Source organism: Pseudomonas sp. 25 R 14, from assembly GCF_900004755.1.
Lineage (GTDB): Bacteria > Pseudomonadota > Gammaproteobacteria > Pseudomonadales > Pseudomonadaceae > Aquipseudomonas > Aquipseudomonas brenneri.
Window position 1 is genome coordinate 76858 of sequence record NZ_CVTS01000038.1, and the last position, 19816, is coordinate 96673.

At 59.6% G+C, this 19816-nt stretch carries 10 protein-coding genes; 4 read left to right on the forward strand and 6 right to left on the reverse strand.

Going from position 1 to position 19816, the window contains the following annotated elements:
* Window positions 1-145 precede the first annotated feature (145 nt).
* The 4 genes from mapR to BFQ03_RS30210 form a co-directional block, all read right to left on the reverse strand.
* Window positions 146-1555, reverse strand: a complete 1410-nt coding sequence (gene mapR, locus BFQ03_RS10330; protein WP_032860373.1) for a GntR family transcriptional regulator MpaR — start codon at window positions 1553-1555, stop codon at window positions 146-148.
* 85 nt (window positions 1556-1640) lie between these two features.
* Window positions 1641-3056 (reverse strand): cytochrome c oxidase accessory protein CcoG, encoded by a 1416-nt coding sequence (ccoG, locus tag BFQ03_RS10335; RefSeq protein WP_065943006.1) that lies wholly within the window; start codon window positions 3054-3056, stop codon window positions 1641-1643.
* 275 nt (window positions 3057-3331) lie between these two features.
* The gene (locus tag BFQ03_RS10340; RefSeq protein ID WP_032860370.1) at window positions 3332-3889 is read right to left on the reverse strand and encodes a hypothetical protein; all 558 of its coding nucleotides are present in this window, start codon (window positions 3887-3889) and stop codon (window positions 3332-3334) included.
* A gap of 142 nt (window positions 3890-4031) precedes the next feature.
* A complete protein-coding gene (locus BFQ03_RS30210; RefSeq protein ID WP_167360821.1) occupies window positions 4032-4190 on the reverse strand; it encodes a hypothetical protein in 159 nt (52 codons plus the stop codon).
* A gap of 200 nt (window positions 4191-4390) precedes the next feature.
* Here BFQ03_RS30210 and BFQ03_RS10345 point away from each other — a divergent pair, with 200 nt between their 5' ends.
* From BFQ03_RS10345 to BFQ03_RS10360, 4 genes are all read left to right on the forward strand, one after another.
* Window positions 4391-6364: an alpha-1,4-glucan--maltose-1-phosphate maltosyltransferase gene (locus tag BFQ03_RS10345; RefSeq protein WP_065943007.1), complete on the forward strand. Its 1974-nt coding sequence runs from the start codon at window positions 4391-4393 to the stop codon at window positions 6362-6364.
* Between the two features lie 181 nt (window positions 6365-6545).
* Window positions 6546-9851, forward strand: a complete 3306-nt coding sequence (gene treS / locus BFQ03_RS10350; RefSeq protein ID WP_065943008.1) for a maltose alpha-D-glucosyltransferase — start codon at window positions 6546-6548, stop codon at window positions 9849-9851.
* Between the two features lie 142 nt (window positions 9852-9993).
* Complete coding sequence (glgB, locus tag BFQ03_RS10355; RefSeq protein ID WP_065943009.1) at window positions 9994-12222, forward strand: 1,4-alpha-glucan branching protein GlgB; 2229 nt, start codon at window positions 9994-9996, stop codon at window positions 12220-12222.
* Between the two features lie 260 nt (window positions 12223-12482).
* Window positions 12483-16559 (forward strand): hypothetical protein, encoded by a 4077-nt coding sequence (locus tag BFQ03_RS10360; RefSeq protein WP_139115670.1) that lies wholly within the window; start codon window positions 12483-12485, stop codon window positions 16557-16559.
* Window positions 16560-16679: 120 nt separating this feature from the next.
* Here the strand turns inward: BFQ03_RS10360 and BFQ03_RS10365 are convergent, their stop codons facing one another.
* Together BFQ03_RS10365 and glgX are read right to left on the reverse strand one after the other, a co-directional pair.
* Window positions 16680-17441 carry a PIG-L deacetylase family protein gene (locus BFQ03_RS10365; protein ID WP_065943175.1) on the reverse strand — a complete coding sequence of 254 codons (762 nt, stop codon included), beginning with the start codon at window positions 17439-17441 and terminating at the stop codon, window positions 16680-16682.
* A 184-nt stretch (window positions 17442-17625) separates the two neighbouring features.
* Window positions 17626-19761 carry a glycogen debranching protein GlgX gene (gene glgX, locus BFQ03_RS10370; RefSeq protein ID WP_065943011.1) on the reverse strand — a complete coding sequence of 712 codons (2136 nt, stop codon included), beginning with the start codon at window positions 19759-19761 and terminating at the stop codon, window positions 17626-17628.
* Window positions 19762-19816: the final 55 nt, after the last annotated feature.

Here is a 19816-nt window from a genome sequence, read left to right on the forward strand (position 1 = left end):
TAGCCTTCTCGGGCGAACGGGTCCAGGCGGTCAGCCTCCGAGTTGTGCAGGATGACGACTCCCAATTCGGAAAAACCGTCTCCAATCTGTGAAATGGCATTCAACAAAGTGGACTAACCGCGAGATTCGGTTCCAATTCCTCCTGTTAAAACGAACGCACAATCCGCCCCAGCGTCTCCATCGCCTTTTCCGCCGCCTCATCCCAGGGGCTACCGTAGTTCAGGCGGATGCAGTTGCGAAAGCGCTGGGTTGGCGAAAAGATTGGCCCCGGCGCAATGCTGATGCCCTGGGCCAGTGCCATCTGGAACAATTTCAGCGAGTCGGTCTGCTCCGGCAACTCCAGCCACAGGAAGTAACCCCCGGCCGGTTGGCTGACCCGGGTTTGCGCCGGAAAGTAGCGGGCGATGGCGGCAAGCATGGCACTTTGCTGTTCTTCCAGGGCATAGCGCAGCTTACGCAGGTGCCGGTCGTAGCCGCCGTGTTGCAAATAGTCGGCAATGGCTGCCTGGGCCGGCATCGAGGCACAGAGCGAGGTCATTAACTTCAAGCGTTCGATCTTTTGCGCATAACGGCCTGCCGCCACCCAGCCGACGCGGTAGCCAGGGGCCAGGCTCTTGGCGAAGGAGCCGCAGTGCATCACCAGGCCTTCGGTGTCGAAGGCCTTGGCTGGCTTGGGCGCCTGTTGGCCGTAATACAACTCGGCATACACATCGTCTTCGATCAGCGGCACTTGATGCCCGCGCAACAGTTCGACCAACTCCTGCTTCTTGGCCTCGGGCATGGTTGCACCCATGGGGTTCTGGAAACTGGTCATGCACCAGCAGGCCTTGATCGGGTAGCGCTCCAGGGTCTGGGCCAGGACCTTCAGGTCAATGCCATCGCGCGGGTGCACGGGAATTTCCACGGCCTTGAGCTTCAAGCGCTCCAGCACCTGCAGGCAGGCATAGAACGCCGGGGCTTCGATGGCTACCAGGTCGCCCGGCTCTGTCACCGCTTGCAGGCACAGGTTCAGTGCTTCGAGGGCGCCGTTGGTGATCAGCAACTCCTCCATGGGCAACATCAACCCGCCGACCATGTAGCGCAGGGCAATTTGCCGACGCAGTTGTGGGTTGCCCGGCGACATGTCGGTGACCACCATGCGCGGGTCCATCTCGCGGCTGGCGCTGGCCAGGGAACGGGCCAGGCGTTGCAGCGGAAACAGCATCGGGCTGGGAAAGGCCGAGCCAAAGGGCACGGTCTGCGGGTCCTTGATCGAATCGAGTACCGAAAACACCAGCTCACTGACGTCCACTTCGGTGGATTCGTGTACATGGGCGCTGACCGCCGGCTCCGAGAACGGGCTGGGGGCATGGGTATTGACGAAATACCCCGAGCGCGGCCGCGCACGGATCAGGCCTCGGCGCTCCAGCAGGTAATAGGCCTGGAACACCGTGGATGGACTGACGCCGTAGGTCTGGCTGGCATAACGCACCGACGGTACCCGCTGGCCCGGTCCGAGGACACCGGAGCGGATCAGTTCAGCGATGTCGTCGGCAAATTTCTCGTAGCGTTTCATCGTGATCCTAATGGTCTACATGTTTCCAAATGTGGGAGCAAGCCCGCTCCCACAGGGGGATTTATTGATTCCCAGACCGTGGATATCAACGGTTCAGCGGCGCCACAAAACGGCTGTCGGCGACACTATAAACACTTGGCTCATCTATATCCGTCACCTTGAAACGGATGGTTTGCGAGCTGCTGGTTGGTTTGTCACGGGTCAGCGCCACCGAAACCGGCACATCGGTGATTTCCCCAGGTGCCAGGCTGATTTCGGTCTTGCCCTGCAGTTCAAAGCCATCGCCCTCTACCAGTTCCACGCGGTAATCCTGGCGTTGCTGGGTCTTGTTGATGATCTTCAAACTGTAGATGTTCTCGATCAGCCCCTGGCTGTTTTCACGGAACATGCCCCGGTCCTTGGTCACGTCCAGCGACACCATGGGGCGCTGCACCAATGCCATCACCAGGGCCGCGATCATCACCAACAGCACCGCACTGTAGCCGATCAACCGTGGTCGCAGCAGATGTGTCTTGCCACCTTGCAACTGGTGCTCGGAGGTGTAACCCACCAAACCTCGCGCGTAGCCCATCTTGTCCATGATCGAATCACAGGCGTCGATACACGCTGCGCAGCCGATGCATTCCATTTGCAGACCGTCGCGGATATCGATGCCGGTAGGGCAGACCTGCACGCACAGGTGGCAGTCGATACAGTCGCCCAGGCCGACATCGGCGGGATTCACATCACGCTTGCGCGGGCCACGACTTTCACCACGGGCGGCATCGTAGGAAATGGTCAGGGTGTCCTTGTCGAACATCACGCTCTGGAACCGTGCATACGGGCACATGTGCATGCACACCGCTTCGCGCAGCCAACCGGCATTGATGTAGGTGGCACCGGTAAAGAACAGCACCCAGAACAGGCTGACGCCGCCCATCTGCCAGGTCAGCAGTTCTTCGGCCAAGGGGCGGATCGGGGTGAAATAGCCGACAAACGTCAGGCCGGTCAGCACACTGATCGCCAGCCACAACGTGTGTTTGGCGGCACGACGCGCCAGTTTGTTCACGCCCCAGGGCGCGGCCTGCAGCTTGATTCGTTGGTTGCGCTCACCTTCGGTGACTTTCTCGCACCACATGAACAGCCAGGTAAACGAGCTTTGCGGGCAGGTATAGCCACACCACACACGGCCGGCAAATACCGTAATGGCAAACAGCCCAAAGGCACAGATGATCAACAGCGCCGACAACAGGATGAAGTCCTGGGGCCAGAAGGTTGCGCCAAAGATATGGAACTTGCTTTCAGCCAGGTCCCACAGCACCGCCTGGCGTGAGTCCCAGTTCAGCCACACGGTGCCAAAAAAGGCCAGGAACAAAAAGCCCGCACCGCTTATGCGCAAGGTACGGAACAGGCCGGTGAAACTGCGGGTGTGAATCTGGTTGTCGCTGGATTTGGCCTTCATCTTCTTTGGATGTGCAGGCTCGAAATGCTCTACTAATCGGACGGGGATTCTATCGCTCATGGTCTTTCGCTCATCAGCCTCCATCAGGCGGATGAACTATGCGGCGCAATCTGTTTGCATAACAGACTCAGGTAAATCGATAAAAAGCGGATCAGATGGTTTTTTCAGGTGCTGCTGCGACAATGTGCAGCACCCCGCATGCTTGGGGCGGGTGCCTGGATCAAGCGTACTCAGGGCATGCTGATCCAGATCAATCAAATCACCGAATCACTGGTGCTGGCCTTGGGGGCTTGCGACTGTCGAGAGTGTGATGCTGTGGATCGGCAGAGGGCTGATTACTTGTCTTTGTCGATGTTGAACAGCTCACCGTAACCCCTGAGCGTGCTGGCGTTACTTTTGATTTGACCTGCGTGTGCCTGTGAAGCAAGGATCGAGGCCTGCAACTCGCTCCATATCCCCTGGGCCGTGTCCCACCCCGCCTCAGGATCGGCCATGCTCAGCCGCAGGAGGTTATCGAAACGCGTTGCCTCGTACTTTCTGGCTTCGCTCTTGACATAGGCGCCCAGGGATTCGTTCGTACGTTTGTGGATGGCACTCTCGCTCAACAACGTGGCGATAGCGCTGAGGGCCTTGCTGGTATCCCCCGAAGGGTCACGGCGCATTAGGCTGAGGGTATCCTTGTTGATCAATCTGCTCAGTTGAGCGAGTACTTCAGCTACGGCGGGAGATTCGGGATTACGTAACATGGCGTCGATATTCTGCTCACTCAACAGACTGCGAATATCATTCAGGCGTTGCATGCTCGCTTGCTCGGCGGGCGTGTTGGCGCGTGGCGTGGGGTCGTTCGGGGGCAACGGACGGTAGGCGTTCAATCCTGTATTAATGGATGACATGTGTTTTTTCACCTTGCGAGTTGAAGTGTCGTGACGCCCTCCCTGGTTTCGGGGCGCCAGACAAGTATCAACTCGGGGTGTGAGAACTGCCTGAGGACATACCTTTTACATCCGTCGGAAATTTCGTCGTCGCATCCTCTGCTCAGACGATCACGGGCGACATGGGTTTCACTGGTTCCTCCACCGCCGGGGGCTGGCTGCCAGGTGGCTCCTGTTCGGGAACCGGTTGCGGCTCGGTCGGCGGCAGGGTGGGTTTATCGATATTCGGGTCTGGGGTTTCAGCGGGAATCGGGATGTTCATCGCGGTGGCCTCGTTTGTGCTTTGCTCAATCGATGGACAATCGCCTTGGCCAATTGATTCCCGCCCGGTGGCGGTACATCCACCTGAACTTTTCAAAGGTGGCTGGGCTCGGACTTTATACGGCCGGCTCAGGGAGAGGCTGCCCGCAGCACTGACTATCAAGCACTAGAGCGCCCATTGGGCGTAAGGGGAGATGCTCGATGACTGCTGAAATACCCGCATTGCCGCTGTCCCAGGCGCTGTTGCTGCCCAGGATCGCCATAGAAGACACGATGCCAGTGATCGATGCTGGCGCATTCGCGGTCAAGGCCGTGCAAGGCCAGCAGATCCATGTCACCAGCAAGGTATTCGCCGACGGTCATGACTCGTTGGCGGTGTTGATCCGCTGGCGGCCATTGAGCAAAGATACCTGGCACGAGGTGCCCATGGGTGACCAGGGCAACAATGCCTGGCGGGGCGCGTTCAGCGTGACCGAGCAAGGCCCACACCAGTTTTGCATCGAGGCCTGGATCGATCAATTCGCCAGTTTCTGCTACGAGCTGGGCAAGAAACACACGGCCGGCGTCCCCGTCAGCCTGGAACTGCAGGAAGGTCGCCACCAGGTCCTGCAAGCGGCTGAACGCAGCGACGGCCTGTTGCAACAACGCTTGCGGCTGTTGCATGAGCAGTTGTCCGGGCTGCTGGAAACCGAGCAGGTCGCGTTGTTCCTGCACGAAGACAGTGCACAGCTGATGGCCCAGGCTGACCTGCGGCCCTACCTGAGTATCAGCCCGGTCTATGCACTGGATGTGGAGCGTCCACAAGCGTTGTTTGCCAGTTGGTACGAGCTGTTCCCGCGCTCGATCACTGACGATCCGACCCGCCACGGCACCTTCAATGACGTGCATTCACGCCTGGCGATGATCCACGACATGGGCTTTGACGTGCTGTACTTCCCGCCGATCCACCCCATCGGCCGCAGCCATCGCAAGGGCCGGAATAACTCACTGAGTGCCGGCCCCGATGACCCTGGCAGTCCTTATGCCATCGGCAGCGAGGAGGGCGGTCACGACGCAATCCATTCACAGTTGGGCACCCGCGAAGACTTCCGCCGCCTGGTGGCCGCCGCCGCCGAGCACGGCCTGGAGATTGCCCTGGATTTTGCCATCCAGTGCTCCCAGGACCACCCGTGGCTCAAGCAACACCCCGGCTGGTTCAACTGGCGCCCGGACGGCACGATCAAATATGCGGAAAATCCGCCGAAGAAATACCAGGATATCGTCAACGTCGACTTCTATGCCGCCGATGCGATCCCCAGCCTGTGGCTGGAGTTGCGCGACATTGTGCTGGGTTGGGTCGAGGAGGGCGTGAAGACGTTTCGCGTCGACAACCCGCACACCAAGCCACTGCCGTTCTGGCAATGGTTGATCAGTGATGTACGCGCACAACACCCGGACGTGATCTTCCTCGCCGAGGCCTTCACCACGCCGGCCATGATGGCGCGCCTGGGCAAGGTCGGTTACTCCCAAAGCTATACCTATTTCACCTGGCGCAACACCAAGGCCGAGTTGAGCGAGTACTTCACCCAGTTGAACCAGTCGCCCTGGCGTGAATGCTACCGGCCGAACTTTTTCGTCAATACACCGGACATCAACCCCGGTTTCCTGCATGAGTCCGGCCGCGCCGGCTTTCTCATACGCGCTGCGCTGGCCACCATGGGCTCGGGCCTGTGGGGCATGTATTCGGGCTTTGAACTGTGCGAGAGCGCGCCAGTACCGGGCAAGGAAGAGTACCTGGACTCGGAAAAGTACGAGATCCGCCCCCGAGACTTCAGCGCCCCCGGCAACATCATTGCCGAGATCGCCCAACTCAACCGCATCCGGCGGCAGAACCCGGCGCTGCAGACGCACTTGGGCTTGAGGCTCTACAACGCCTTTAACGACAACATTCTGTATTTCGGCAAGCGCAGCGAGGACGCCAGCAACTTCATCCTGATTGCCGTCAGTCTCGATCCGTTCAACGCCCAGGAGGCCCATTTCGAGTTGCCGCTGTGGGAAATGGGCTTGGCGGACGATGCCCAGGCCCAGGGCGAAGACCTGATGAGTGGCCATCGCTGGACCTGGTACGGCAAGACCCAATGGATGCGCATCGAGCCCCAGATGCCGTTTGGCATCTGGCGCATCACCCAGTCTTGAATGGGATGCAGATCAAATGTGGGAGCGGGCTTGTGTGGGAGCGGGCTTGCTCGCGAAAGCGGTGGATCAGTTGGTTGATAGTTGACTGACACACCGCCTTCGCGAGCAAGCCCACACACAAGGGCGATCTCACATAGACCGAGTCCCGTCGTAAGTTTTTTGCATTCTCCAGGAGTTTCCAATGGCGAAGAAACCCAAGGCTGCCACCTTCATCAAAGACCCGCTCTGGTACAAGGACGCGGTGATTTATCAGGTTCACGTCAAATCCTATTTCGACGCCAACAACGATGGCATCGGTGACTTCCCCGGGCTGATCGCCAAACTCGACTACATCGCCGACCTGGGCGTGAACACTATCTGGCTGCTGCCGTTCTATCCCTCACCGCGCCGTGACGACGGCTATGACATCGCTGAATACCGTGGCGTACACAGCGACTACGGGACCATGGCCGACGCCAAGCGCTTTATCGCCGAGGCGCACAAGCGTGGCCTGCGGGTCATCACCGAGCTTGTGATCAACCACACCTCCGACCAGCATCCGTGGTTCCAGCGCGCACGCAAGGCCAAGCCTGGCTCCAGCGCCCGGGATTTCTACGTGTGGTCCGACGACGACCAGAAATACGACGGCACGCGCATCATTTTTCTCGACACCGAAAAGTCCAACTGGACCTGGGACCCGGTGGCCGGCCAATACTTCTGGCACCGCTTCTATTCCCACCAGCCGGACCTCAACTTCGACAACCCGCAAGTCATGAAGGCGGTGCTGTCAGTGATGCGCTACTGGCTGGACATGGGCATCGACGGCCTGCGCCTGGATGCCATCCCTTACCTGATCGAGCGCGACGGCACCAACAACGAAAACCTCCCCGAAACCCATGAGGTGCTCAAGCAGATCCGCGCCGAGATCGACGCCCATTACCCGGACCGCATGCTGCTGGCCGAAGCCAACCAGTGGCCGGAAGACACCCAACTGTACTTTGGCGACCAAAAGGGCGACGACGCTGACGAATGCCATATGGCCTTCCACTTCCCACTGATGCCGCGCATGTATATGGCCCTGGCCCAGGAAGATCGCTTCCCGATCACCGATATCCTGCGCCAGACCCCGGAAATCCCGGCTAATTGCCAATGGGCAATCTTCCTGCGCAACCACGATGAGTTGACCCTGGAAATGGTCACCGACAAAGAGCGCGACTACCTGTGGAACTACTACGCCGCAGACCGCCGCGCGCGTATCAACCTGGGGATTCGCCGGCGCCTCGCGCCGCTGATGGAACGCGACCGCCGACGCATCGAGCTGCTCAACAGCCTGTTGCTGTCCATGCCTGGCACACCGACCCTGTATTACGGTGATGAAATCGGGATGGGCGACAATATCTACCTGGGTGACCGTGACGGCGTGCGTACGCCGATGCAATGGTCCATCGACCGCAACGGCGGTTTTTCCCGCGCCGACCCGGCCAGCCTGGTGTTGCCGCCGATCATGGACCCGCTCTACGGTTATCAGTCGGTCAACGTCGAAACCCAGGCCCAGGACCCGCATTCATTGCTGAACTGGACCCGGCGCATGCTGGCAATCCGCAAGCAGTCCAAGGCGTTCGGGCGCGGCAGCCTGAAAATGCTTTCACCGAGCAATCGCCGGATTCTCGCCTACACCCGCGAATACACTGGCGCCGACGGCAAGCACGAAATCATCCTGTGCGTGGCCAACGTCTCGCGCACGGCCCAGGCGGCGGAGTTGGACCTGTCGGCCTTCGCGGGGATGGTTCCTGTGGAGATGCTCGGCGGCAACGCATTCCCGCCCATTGGCCAGCTGAATTTCCTGCTGACCCTGGCCCCATACGGCTTCTACTGGTTCGTTCTTGCGCCAGAGAACCAAATGCCCAGTTGGCACGTGGAACCGGCCCAGAGCTTGCCGGACTTCACCACCCTGGTCCTGAGGAAACGCCTCGAAGAATTGCTCGAAGTGCCATGCCGCACCATCCTGGAGCAAACCGCGTTGCCCACCTGGCTGCCCAAGCGGCGCTGGTTCGCCAATAAGGAGTCAACCATCGAGCACGTGCATATCGCCTATGGTGTGCGCTTTGGCGACGCCCAGCATCCGGTGCTGCTCAGTGAGATAGAAGTAACCAGCGCTGGGCAGACCCGTCGGTATCAATTGCCATTCGGCCTGTTGGGTGAAGACCAGTTCACCAGTGCCTTGCCGCAACAATTGGCCCTGGCGCGGGTACGCCGAGTACGCCAGGTGGGCTTGATCACCGATGCCTTCAGTCTCGATAGCTATATCCGCGCCGTCATCGAGGGCCTGCGCGCGCAGACCGTGCTCAGCAGCAGCGACGGCGAGATTCGTTTCGAGTCGACCCCACACTTGGCCAACTTACCGGCGGGCGACGAGTTGCAAGTGCGCTACCTGGCCGCCGAGCAATCCAACAGTTCAGTGGTGGTCGGCGAAAGCCTGGTGCTGAAGTTGATCCGCAAAGTCAGCGCCGGGGTTCACCCGGAACTGGAAATGGGCGCCTACCTGACCGCCGCTGGCTACGCTCATATCTCGCCGCTGCTGGGCTCGGTGATCCGCCGCGATAACAAGGGCCAGGATAGCCTGTTGATGATCGCCCAGGGTTACCTGAGTAACCAGGGCGATGCCTGGGGCTGGACCCAGAACAACCTGGAACGGGCCATTCGTGATGAACTGGCCGAAGCCATTTCCGAGCAGGAGCAGCACTATAACGCCCTTGGCGAACTGGCGGATTTCGCCGGCTTGCTCGGGCAGCGGCTGGGGGAAATGCACAACGTCCTGGCCGCGCCAACGAGCAACCCGGACTTCAAGCCGCAAGTGACGTCGATCAAGGACAGCCAGGGCTGGGCCAAACAGGTGGGCGCGCAGATCGAGCGCGCCTTGCAGTTGCTCAAACAACACCAAAGCCAATTGAACCCCGCCGACCAGGCATTGGTCACTCAACTGCTGGCGCAGAAAAAGGCGATTGCCAGCCATGTGCAGGATCTGGCGAAAGCCACGGTGGGCGGCTTGCGCATCCGGGTCCATGGTGATTTACACCTGGGCCAGGTGCTGGTGGTCAAGGGCGATGCCTATCTGATCGACTTCGAAGGCGAGCCCGCGCGGCCCCTGCACGAACGGCGAGGCAAGCACAGCCCGTACAAGGACGTCAGCGGTGTACTGCGTTCATTCGACTATGCCGCCGCCATGGCCCTGAATGTGCAAGGGCAAGGCCTGGACCACTCGGCCGATGCCGAGGCTGCCCGCCAGCGCGTGGCTGATCGCTACCTGAGCGAAGCACGGCAGGCCTTTATCCAGGCGTATCAACAGGCTACGTCTACACTGGCGCATGACTGGCAGGATGCCAACGGCGCGCAGGCGGCACTGGCCTTGTTCAGCCTGGAGAAGGCTGCGTATGAAGTGGCCTACGAGGCGCAGAACCGCCCCGCGTGGCTGGCGGTGCCATTACGCGGATTGCACGGATTATTGTAGGCGCCGGCTTGCCGGCGAAGAGCCAGAGAGCAACGCGGGGTGCCAGTTGACCCGGATTATCGTTGACGATTTTCGCTGGCAGGCCAGCTCCTACAGGGGCCTTGGCCAGCTATTCCAAAATGGGCAAGCAGTGGGAGAAATCATGAGCTTTACACACAAAGAACCGCTGCAATCGAAGTTTGCTGTCATGCCTGCGCCCAAGGATATCGAAGCCCTGGTGCGGGCCGAACACCCGGATCCCTTTGCGATCCTCGGGCCCCATGAGGACGAGGCGGGCGGTCAGGTGATCCGCGCGTTTTTGCCCGAGGCCTTGAGCGTGCAAGTGCTGGTCCGTGACAGCGGTGATGTGCTTGGTGGCCTGGACTCCACGCCCATCCCGGGGTTGTTTGTCGGGCATTTCGCCACGCGCCAGGGCTACCTGCTGAAGATCCAGTGGGCCGGCGGCGAACAGATCACCGAAGACCCCTATAGCTTTGGCCAGTTGCTCGGGGAAATGGACCTGTACCTGTTCGCCGAAGGCAATCACCGTGACCTGAGCAACTGCCTGGGCGCCCAGGTGATGAGCGTCGACGGCATCCCGGGCGTGCGCTTTGCGGTATGGGCGCCGAATGCGCGACGGGTCTCGGTGGTGGGCGACTTCAATATCTGGGACGGGCGCCGCCACCCCATGCGCCTGCGCCACCCGGCTGGGGTCTGGGAGATTTTTATCCCGCGCCTGCAACCGGGGGCCGCCTACAAATACGAAATCCTCGGCGCTGCCGGCATCCTGCCACTCAAGGCCGACCCCATGGCCCTGGCCACACAGCTGCCGCCCGACACCGCCTCAAAAGTCGCCGCGCCGCTGCAAGTGGATTGGTCGGATGAGGCTTGGATGCAAGCCCGTAGCGAACGGCAGGCAGCCAGTGCGCCGCTGTCGATCTATGAGCTGCACGTCGGCTCCTGGCAATGCGAGCTCGACGAGTTGGGCGAAGTGTCGCGCCAATACGGCTGGCGCGAACTGGGCGAACGGCTGATTCCTTATGTGCAGCAACTGGGGTTTACCCATATCGAACTGATGCCGATCATGGAGCATCCCTTCGGTGGATCCTGGGGCTACCAGCCACTGTCGCAATTTGCGCCCAGTGCGCGCTTCGGTTCACCGGATGAGTTTGGCGCCTTCGTCAATGCCTGCCACCAGGCGGATATCGGCATCATTCTCGACTGGGTCCCAGCACATTTCCCCACTGATACCCATGGCTTGGCGCAGTTCGATGGCACCGCGCTGTACGAATACGGCAACCCGCTGGAAGGTTTTCACCAGGATTGGGACACGCTGATCTACAACCTGGGGCGCACTGAGGTCCATGGTTTCATGCTGGCGTCGGCGTTGCACTGGCTCAAGCATTTTCATATTGATGGCCTGCGCGTGGATGCAGTGGCCTCGATGCTGTATCGCGACTATTCACGCAAGGCCGGTGAGTGGGTACCCAACCGTCACGGTGGGCGCGAGAACCTTGAAGCTATCGAGTTCCTGCGCCATCTCAATGATGTGGTTGCCCTGGAAGCTCCCGGCGCCCTGGTGATCGCCGAGGAATCCACGGCCTGGCCGGGCGTCAGCCAGCCGACCCAGCAGGGCGGCCTGGGCTTCAACTACAAGTGGAACATGGGCTGGATGCACGATTCGCTGCATTACATCCAGCAAGACCCGGTGTACCGCGCTCATCATCACAATGAACTGAGTTTCGGCCTGGTGTATGCCTGGTCCGAACGTTTTGTGCTGCCGATCTCCCATGATGAAGTGGTGCATGGCAAACACTCGCTGATCGACAAAATGCCCGGCGATCGCTGGCAAAAATTCGCCAACCTGCGGGCCTACCTGAGCTTCATGTGGATGCATCCGGGCAAAAAGCTGCTGTTCATGGGCTGCGAGTTCGGCCAATGGCGCGAATGGAACCACGACCAGCAACTGGACTGGTACCTGCTGCAATACCCGGAACACCGGGGCGTGCAGAAACTGGTGGGCGACCTCAACCGCCTGTACCGCGAAGAGCCAGCACTGCATGAACAGGACGCTGCACCCCAAGGCTTTCAGTGGTTGATTGGCGACGATGCAATCAACAGCGTCTATGCCTGGCTGCGCTGGAGCAAGGACGGCAAGGCGGTACTGGTAGTGGCCAACTTCACTCCGGTGCCCCGTGAGGCGTACAAGGTGGGCGTGCCCTTTGCCGGCAGTTGGAAAGAGGTGATCAACAGCGATGCCGACACCTACTCAGGTTCCAACTACGGCAATGGCGGCGCAGCCTTTACCCTGGACGAGCCGCAGCATGGGCAACCGGTGTCGCTGGCACTGAATCTGCCGCCGCTCGCTGTGCTGATTCTGCGCCAGGAGTAAACACTGTAGGAGCCCGCGCCGTTGGCCTGACGAACACTGTTACCAATCCCTCTGGAACATTTTCTTACGTGTGATCCACACAAGACTGTCAGCGATCAGGCGGAGCTTCCCAGTCCCGCGCGTTTCGTTGCTGTACGTGTGTATCACTGCCAGAGACGAAAACCATGATGCCTGTCCATCTGAATACCCGACACACACCTCTTTCCTCTCCCGTCGCGCCCCCGGTTGATGCGCCGCCTGCAGCCCAGGGCAAATCCAGCTTGGCCCTGGTGCAGCAAACACCAGGGCTACCCATCGGTTCGCAACGGGCCGAGGTGCGGGGAAAGCTGGGGGATCTGGACGAAATACTCAGGGTCCTGCGCGAGCTTAACGCCTCGAATACCACCGCGAACAAAAGCTTGTTCCTCAATAAAGACTCACCACTCATACCGCTGAACGGCTCAACCCAGCCGGGCACTAATCGTCTCGATAACATGCTCAGGTTCTACGGCATTGTGCCGTCCGACCCCAAGACCCCAGTGCAACTGCAAGCGGCGATCAATGCCGTGGAAGAGACCCGCAGCGAAATCTCTCTGGGCCTGGATGATGCCTCAAGTGACCTCGATGGGTTGTTGCAGGCTAGCAATGACCAGGCCATCGGCGACTGGGTTGGCGAGCTAGAGGCAAAGTACAAAAAACCTTTGTTGAGCCATTTGACCGAGGGGCTCTCCACCCAGGCGCTTGAAAAAGCGCAGGGCACGCCGGCTGGGGTATTGGAACTGATGCTCGCGTCACCCAAGGCAGATGAACTTGTGCAACTGTTGCTGAAGAAACTGGGCGGTGCAGAGTTTCCGCTGGACGGGGTCATTGCTCCAGGGGTAAAGGTCAAGTTGTTGATCAAGGCGCTGGGCTTGAGCCTGGACCCGGTACAGACCCGTAAGCCCGGGCAGATTGCCGGTTTCCCGCTGGCGTCGGGTGAACAATGGAATATGAATTACCCGGCCATCGGCAAGGCGTTCAGGCAACATCTTGTCGACTCACAGAAGCTGTCCGCCGCCGAGGCGAATGTGGCGGCCTATATTCTGCGGCCACAGTTCCCGGCGGACTTTGCTGTACGTGATATCCCCGCAGAGCTGCCTTACCAGGGAACGGCTGTGTGGGTGAACTTCAAGCATGGTGTCAGCCTGGCTGAAGCGATCGAACCGGGCTCTTCGCGGCGCATGAGTTTTCAGGAACTGGTTGATCTGCCGGGCAAGCTCAGCGAGCAAGCGACCACAGACGAACAGTGGGCGCTCATTGCATCGACCCGCATTCCCGCGACGTTGGATTGGGCCGTGACGCAAGGAGTGCTCCCGCAAAAACAAGATTACTCCCAGGAGGAGATCAATAAAGCGGTCGCCGCGTTTGATGCGCATGTCGATACGGTGGTGTCGGCAACCCAACAATTGGCAGCGGATGTGCCAATGCGCAAGGATTTCTTCGAACGTATGGAGAGGGGCACTTCACGCACCGAAGTGCTGAGCCTGTTCAGCCCGCTTTTTCTTCTGTATAGGCATCTCAATGGCGAGAAAATCACACCTGCCGAGATCAGCTACCAATACCCTGTCTATGATGACGCCACGTTCAAAACCACGTTCGACAAGTACCTGGGGGATACAAAGTCAGCTTATGGAAAGCTGGTCACCAGCCACTTGTCCCAACTCCCGCTAAAAGACCGCAGGGCCATCGACCAGGGTGACGTCACGGTATATGCACTTAGGACAAGACCCAACTCCGCCAATGAGACAGATGACGAGAGAAGGGCAGCAATCACACGCCCGGCGTTCATTCTCAAGACGGTGTATGAGGGCGAGACAAACTACTACGAAATGAATCCGGTAAAGGGTATTGCCCGGCGTCGTGACGACTTGAAACCGATTCTGGAGACCTATAATCCGGCCGATAAAAGCTACGGCAAAGACTTCATTTCGATTGAGCACTCCAATGACGGCGTACCTTCCGAAGAGTTGGTTGTCCGCGACACCCGCGCAGGTAGCAGGGCGGAATTCAAGAAAAAGTGGACGGCCTACAAGTCAGGCAAGGGCCCCAGACCTCCCAATTTTTCTATCGTTGTCCCGCAACAGCTCGCTCACTTTTCATCATCTTCCACGGCGTCTAAAACGACCGTGCCGCAAACCATCACGTCTGAACGGTCTACGGCCATCGCAAAGACCGTTACTGATGATCTGTTCTATGTCGATGAAGACCAATTGAAGGAGTGGGCCGAGTCCGATCCTGACCGAGAAAGTGCGGCACAGAAAAAAGATGAGACTTTCTGGACGCGCGTCAAAGGTACAGCTCAGATGGTGATTCCGTTTTGGAGCGGCATTGAAAGTCTCGTCAAGGGTGACACCAAGCAGGGTATTTTGGAGCTCGTTGCCGATGGGCTGCTAACGTTTGCTGGCCCTGCGGGCAAATTCGCTTCGGGCTCGGTGCGTTTGATTTCTAGCGCAGGCAAGATCGGCGTGCGTGCGCTATTGCCTAAATTTGGCTCACTGGTCAAAAAATTTGCGGTTTCTGCGGTGCGTAATATCAACCCCCTTGATCCCGTGATGCCTGCACTGAGTCGCGGTGGGAACAGGCTGTTGAAGTTCGGGGGGACGCATCTGCAGAATATTCAGGTCGGCATTGCGCAGTTCAAACAGTCCAGCGTGCTGAAATTGCTCGGCCGAGGTCGTTACGATGTCTCCCCGAAAATCGCCCTGACTCCCAGGCCCGTTGCCCAAGGGCAGATATTACGGGTGCCCGAAGGTATTTCCAGTGACCAGGCCCGGGTATTGAACAGGCACAAGTACAGCGATGTGGTGGTCGGCGATGATGTCTATCGCTATAACCCGGCCAAACCCGAAAGCCTGGTCAAACTGGGCGGGCCCGAAGATACAGGGCCATTTGAAGGCTTTGTGATGACCTGTGGCGGCGGGGGACGACGGCTTAAGCGTGACCTGAGCGACCTGTGCTACACCAAACAGATCGAGCCTGGTGGAACGTCGGTCTTCCAGGATGCACAGGCACTTGAACATCGACGACTGATTCCGGGGGCCGGGCCAGGGAAAGGGCCACGTACGGTGATTCATGAACATCGACGTTACCGCGTCAATGAAGCGGGGAATCAGGAACTGTTGCCGATGGCAAGCGTGGAACCTGTGACTTACAAGAGTCGTACCACTGGCTCTCAGGTCAACGAGCCGGATTTTGGTTATGACGATTTTGGTGTACCCCGGGCAATCAACCAGGAAACAGTCGTGATCAAAATGGATGCGATCAGCGATTTGAGCAATGACCAGCGTGTTGTCAGAGGTTTTAAGATCAACCACGACAATCGGCAATACGTGGTGGTCGAGGCCGATACCGGTGTTTATTACTACGCCGAACTGAACGGCAACGGCCAGCTCGACTTTCATCGTATGACCCGTAATGACCCGCTGGACGTTCAATTCATCAAGCAGTACGACCAATACAAGGATGTCTACGGCTTTGTGGCGCAAGGTCTTCCAGACAATCCGTTGGTGGTACTGCCCAGTCTTGACAGACTGGTCAAGAAAATCGTCGCTGATGAGCCCATGTCGCCTGCGGAAGTGGACCATCTTGTTAAAGTATTGCAGGGGCTTTCCCCCGAGAAACAGCGCGAAGTCCTGATGGGGGTATATGCGGCGGGGAGTAATCCCGGGCATGTGGTGGTCGCGGCAAAACCAGTGCGGCTCGCGCCGATCAAGAAACAGGCTGACTTTGCCCAACTGCCGACTGAACAGCAGAACCGTTTATATGCAGAGGGGGGCAGGACAGCGGTTGACGAGCAGTTCAAGGCGACAGGCATCAGATCTGCCAATCAGCAGGTCCCTGGTCTTGCGGGGGAGGTCACGCGCAACCAGACTGCGTCGGAAATGGTGGGTTGGCTTTACACACGCACAGGCGCCCCCAACTATTCCGAAATGGTCCTGAAGACCGGGGCCGGCAACTGTGACCAGATGGCCAAGGTGGCCGTTGATACGATCAATGCCAGTGGCGGCAGTGCACGGATCGCACAGGTCAAGGGCCATACGTTCGCCGTCGTCGGCGGGCCTCCTGGCCAGCCTCGGAGCAAAGGGTTTGTGGGGCCGGAGTGGGATGAGGCATGGGTCGTCGACCCTTGGGCCGGCATCACCTGCCGAGCGGCGGATTATCCGGCCCAGTTCAAGGCGCGTATGCAGGAGTGGAGCCTGTCGGGCCGACGCATCCTGATCAGCGATGGGGCGACGCCACCCAGTTCAGTCTGGAGTGACCCCATGGAACCACGCTGGATAACGGCGACCGTCGATGGCGAGGCTCAGGTGTTCCAATAGTGCCGGACGCATCGAGTTGGCATGGCTTTCTCGACGGCACTCGAACCTGTGCAGTGCTTGTTCCACGTTAGCAACAGCCGCAAAGGGCTGCCACTATCAGAACTAACAGGTATGAACCCGTTACAGGAACACAATCTCGTACGGTTCCCGCATCCGCTCCAGCAGCACCGCAGGCATCATCGGTGCCAGGCCGATCAGCGGATCGCCGAGCAACTGGGTGGCGTAGGCATGGGCCGCGTGGCGTTTGCGCGCCACGCTCCAGGTGTCGAGGCGTACCTTGCGCGCGCATTGCCAGGGCATGCGGCCGGCGTCGCGGGCGGGCCAGTGCCAGGCCCAGATCGGCAACTCCAGCAGGCGCGCCCCGGTTAGCGCACAGGCGATGGCAGTGGCGCGGCCAACGGCATCGTGGTCGTCATTGCCATCATTGCGCCAGGTGGTAAACACGGCATCGCCGGGTTGCAGGTAGCGCGCGATAAATTGGCTCAAGAGCTGTTCGCGGCCCGCCAGGGCATTGTCACAAAAGCCACCGCGAATCCACTTCAGGCTGTGCAAGGGCAAGCCGAGGCGGCGCAGGGCCTCGACACTTTCCTGGGGGCGAAACACGCTCAGGCGCTGGGCTGACCACTGGTTGGAACCCGGATGGCTGGCACTGCCGTCGGTAACGGAGATCAACTTCAAGGGATAATCCAGGGTGCTGAGCAGTTGCAGCAAGCCGCCGCAGGCCAACACTTCGTCACCTGGATGCGGGGCGACTACCACCACCCGCGAGCCGGCAGGTACCAGTAGGGAAGGGCTGATGGTGGGGATTTGCGCCAATTGTGGCGCACTGTTCCAAATTTGCGCCAACTTGCGGCGACCGTCGTTTAAAGTGGCGGGTTTGATCAATGTCACGTCCTTGTCCTGATGATGCAGGTCGTATCCCGTTGACGGGTCGACTCTCCTTTTTTGTCGCACTGGCGCAAGGCTCGTGCGGCACGCTGGCGTTCCGAATCCTGGATTGCCAAGCTTGAGTATTGTTCATAGCTCGGGATTCGTCGCGCCGTCTGCGGGCAAAATCGTATTTTTTTCAGGGGGCCTGCTGCAACTCGAACAGCAGCAGCGAGCGCCCGGTCACTGCATATTCGTGGTCAAACTCGAAGCGCTCCTGGCCATGCACAGCCGGCTGGTTAGTGTCGACCATGCAGGTCCAGAAACCACCATCCGGCACCTGGGGCAAGCGAAAATTCACCAAGTCATGGTGCGCATTGACTACCAGCAACAGGGTGGCATCGGCTCCTGGCCGGCGAATTCCGGTTTCCTGGGCGCGGCCATCCATCAGCATCCCCAGGCAACGGCCCTGGCTGTCTTGCCACTGTTCAATGCTCATTTCTTTGCCATCGGGGGCCAGCCACGTCACGTCCTTGACCCCGATGTCTTCGTTGTAGTCGCCCACCAGGAAGCGCCCGCGACGCAGGATCGGGTAGGCCAGGCGCAACTTGATCAGGCGCTTGACGAAGGTGAGCAGGGACTTGCCATCTTCATCCAGGTCCCAATTGACCCAGCCGATTTCGCTGTCCTGGCAGTAGGCATTGTTGTTGCCGTGCTGGGTGCGGGCGAACTCGTCACCGGCCACCAGCATTGGCGTGCCCTGGGCCAGCAGCAGGGTGGCGAAGAAGTTGCGCATCTGGCGCAGGCGCAACGCGTTGATCGCGGGATCGTCGGTGGGGCCTTCGACGCCATGGTTCCATGACAGGTTGTTGTTGCTGCCGTCCTGGTTGTTTTCGTCGTTGGCTTCGTTGTGCTTGTCGTTGTAGGACACCAGGTCGTGCAGCGTGAAGCCATCGTGGGCGGTAATGAAGTTCACCGAGCTGTAGGGGCGGCGCCCGCGCTGGTTGAACATCTCGCCAGAGGCGGTCATACGCCCGGCAAAATCGGCCAGTTGGCCGTCATCGCCTTTCCAGAAGGCGCGCACGGTGTCGCGAAAACGGTCATTCCATTCCACCCAGCCGGGCGGGAAGTTACCCACTTGATAACCGCCGGGGCCCACATCCCAGGGCTCGGCGATCATTTTCACCTGGCGCAGCACCGGGTCCTGGCGGCAGGCCACAAGGAAACTGTGACGCTCGTCGAAACCATCGTGATAACGCCCCAGAATCGTCGCCAGGTCAAAGCGAAAACCGTCGACATGCATCTCCGTGGCCCAGTAACGCAAGGAGTCCGTGACCATTTGCAGCACACAAGGATGGCTCAGGTCCAGGGTGTTGCCAGTGCCGGAGTCGTTGATATAAAAGCGCTTGTCGTCGGGCATCAAGCGGTAGTACGAGGCATTGTCGATGCCACGCATGGACAGGGTCGGGCCTTGCTCGTTACCTTCGGCGGTGTGGTTGTAGACCACATCGAGGATCACCTCCAGCCCGGCTTCGTGCAGGTGCGCGACCATTTCCTTGAACTCGGCGATCTTGCCGCTGGCCAGGTAGCGTGGGTCGGGGGCAAAGAAAGCAATGCTGTTGTAGCCCCAGTAATTGGTCATGCCTTTGTGCAACAGATGCTGGTCATTGACGAAGGCATGGACCGGCAGCAACTCCACCGACGACACGCCCAGGTGGCGAATGTGCTTGAGCACATCGTCGACCATCAAGCCGGCGCAGGTACCGCGTACGGCCTCTGGCACCTGGGGGTGACGCATGCTGATGCCGCGCAGATGGGTCTCGTAGATGATGGTGCGATCCCAGGGCGTACGCACCGGCTGGTCGTTGCCCCAGGTATGGGCCGGGTCGATGACCTTGCATTTGGGCACGAAGGGCGCGCTGTCGCGCTCATCAAAACTCAGGTCGGCATCCGGGTGGCCGATGGTGTAGCCAAACAGCGCTTCGGACCATTTGAGTTCGCCGACCAACTGCTTGGCATAGGGGTCGATCAGCAATTTATGGGGGTTGAAACGATGGCCGTTGGCAGGGTCGTACGCACCGTATACGCGGTAGCCATAGATCAGCCCCGGGTGGGCATCGGGCAAGTAGCCGTGGAAGGTCTCGTCGGTGTATTCCGGCAGTTCGATCCGCTCCAGCTCGACTTCGCCGGTATCGTCGAACAGGCACAGCTCGACCTTGGTGGCATTGGCCGAGAACAGCGCGAAGTTGACCCCCAGACCGTCCCAGGTCGCGCCGAGGGGGAAGGGCAGACCTTCACGAATCCGCGACGGCTCGGTATTGGGTGTCGTGCTCATGGCGTTGCTCCTGCAAGGTTTTTTCAGGCCGAATGAGGCCGTGCTGACATCGGCT

Coding starts and splice junctions, on each gene's coding strand:
- glgB (WP_065943009.1), top strand. CDS start 9,994: ATGAGCTTTACACACAAAGAACCGCTGCAATCGAAGTTTGCTGTCATG.
- BFQ03_RS10345 (WP_065943007.1), top strand. CDS start 4,391: ATGACTGCTGAAATACCCGCATTGCCGCTGTCCCAGGCGCTGTTGCTG.
- BFQ03_RS10340 (WP_032860370.1), bottom strand. CDS start 3,889: ATGTCATCCATTAATACAGGATTGAACGCCTACCGTCCGTTGCCCCCG.
- ccoG (WP_065943006.1), bottom strand. CDS start 3,056: ATGAGCGATAGAATCCCCGTCCGATTAGTAGAGCATTTCGAGCCTGCA.
- mapR (WP_032860373.1), bottom strand. CDS start 1,555: ATGAAACGCTACGAGAAATTTGCCGACGACATCGCTGAACTGATCCGC.
- glgX (WP_065943011.1), bottom strand. CDS start 19,761: ATGAGCACGACACCCAATACCGAGCCGTCGCGGATTCGTGAAGGTCTG.
- BFQ03_RS30210 (WP_167360821.1), bottom strand. CDS start 4,190: ATGAACATCCCGATTCCCGCTGAAACCCCAGACCCGAATATCGATAAA.
- treS (WP_065943008.1), top strand. CDS start 6,546: ATGGCGAAGAAACCCAAGGCTGCCACCTTCATCAAAGACCCGCTCTGG.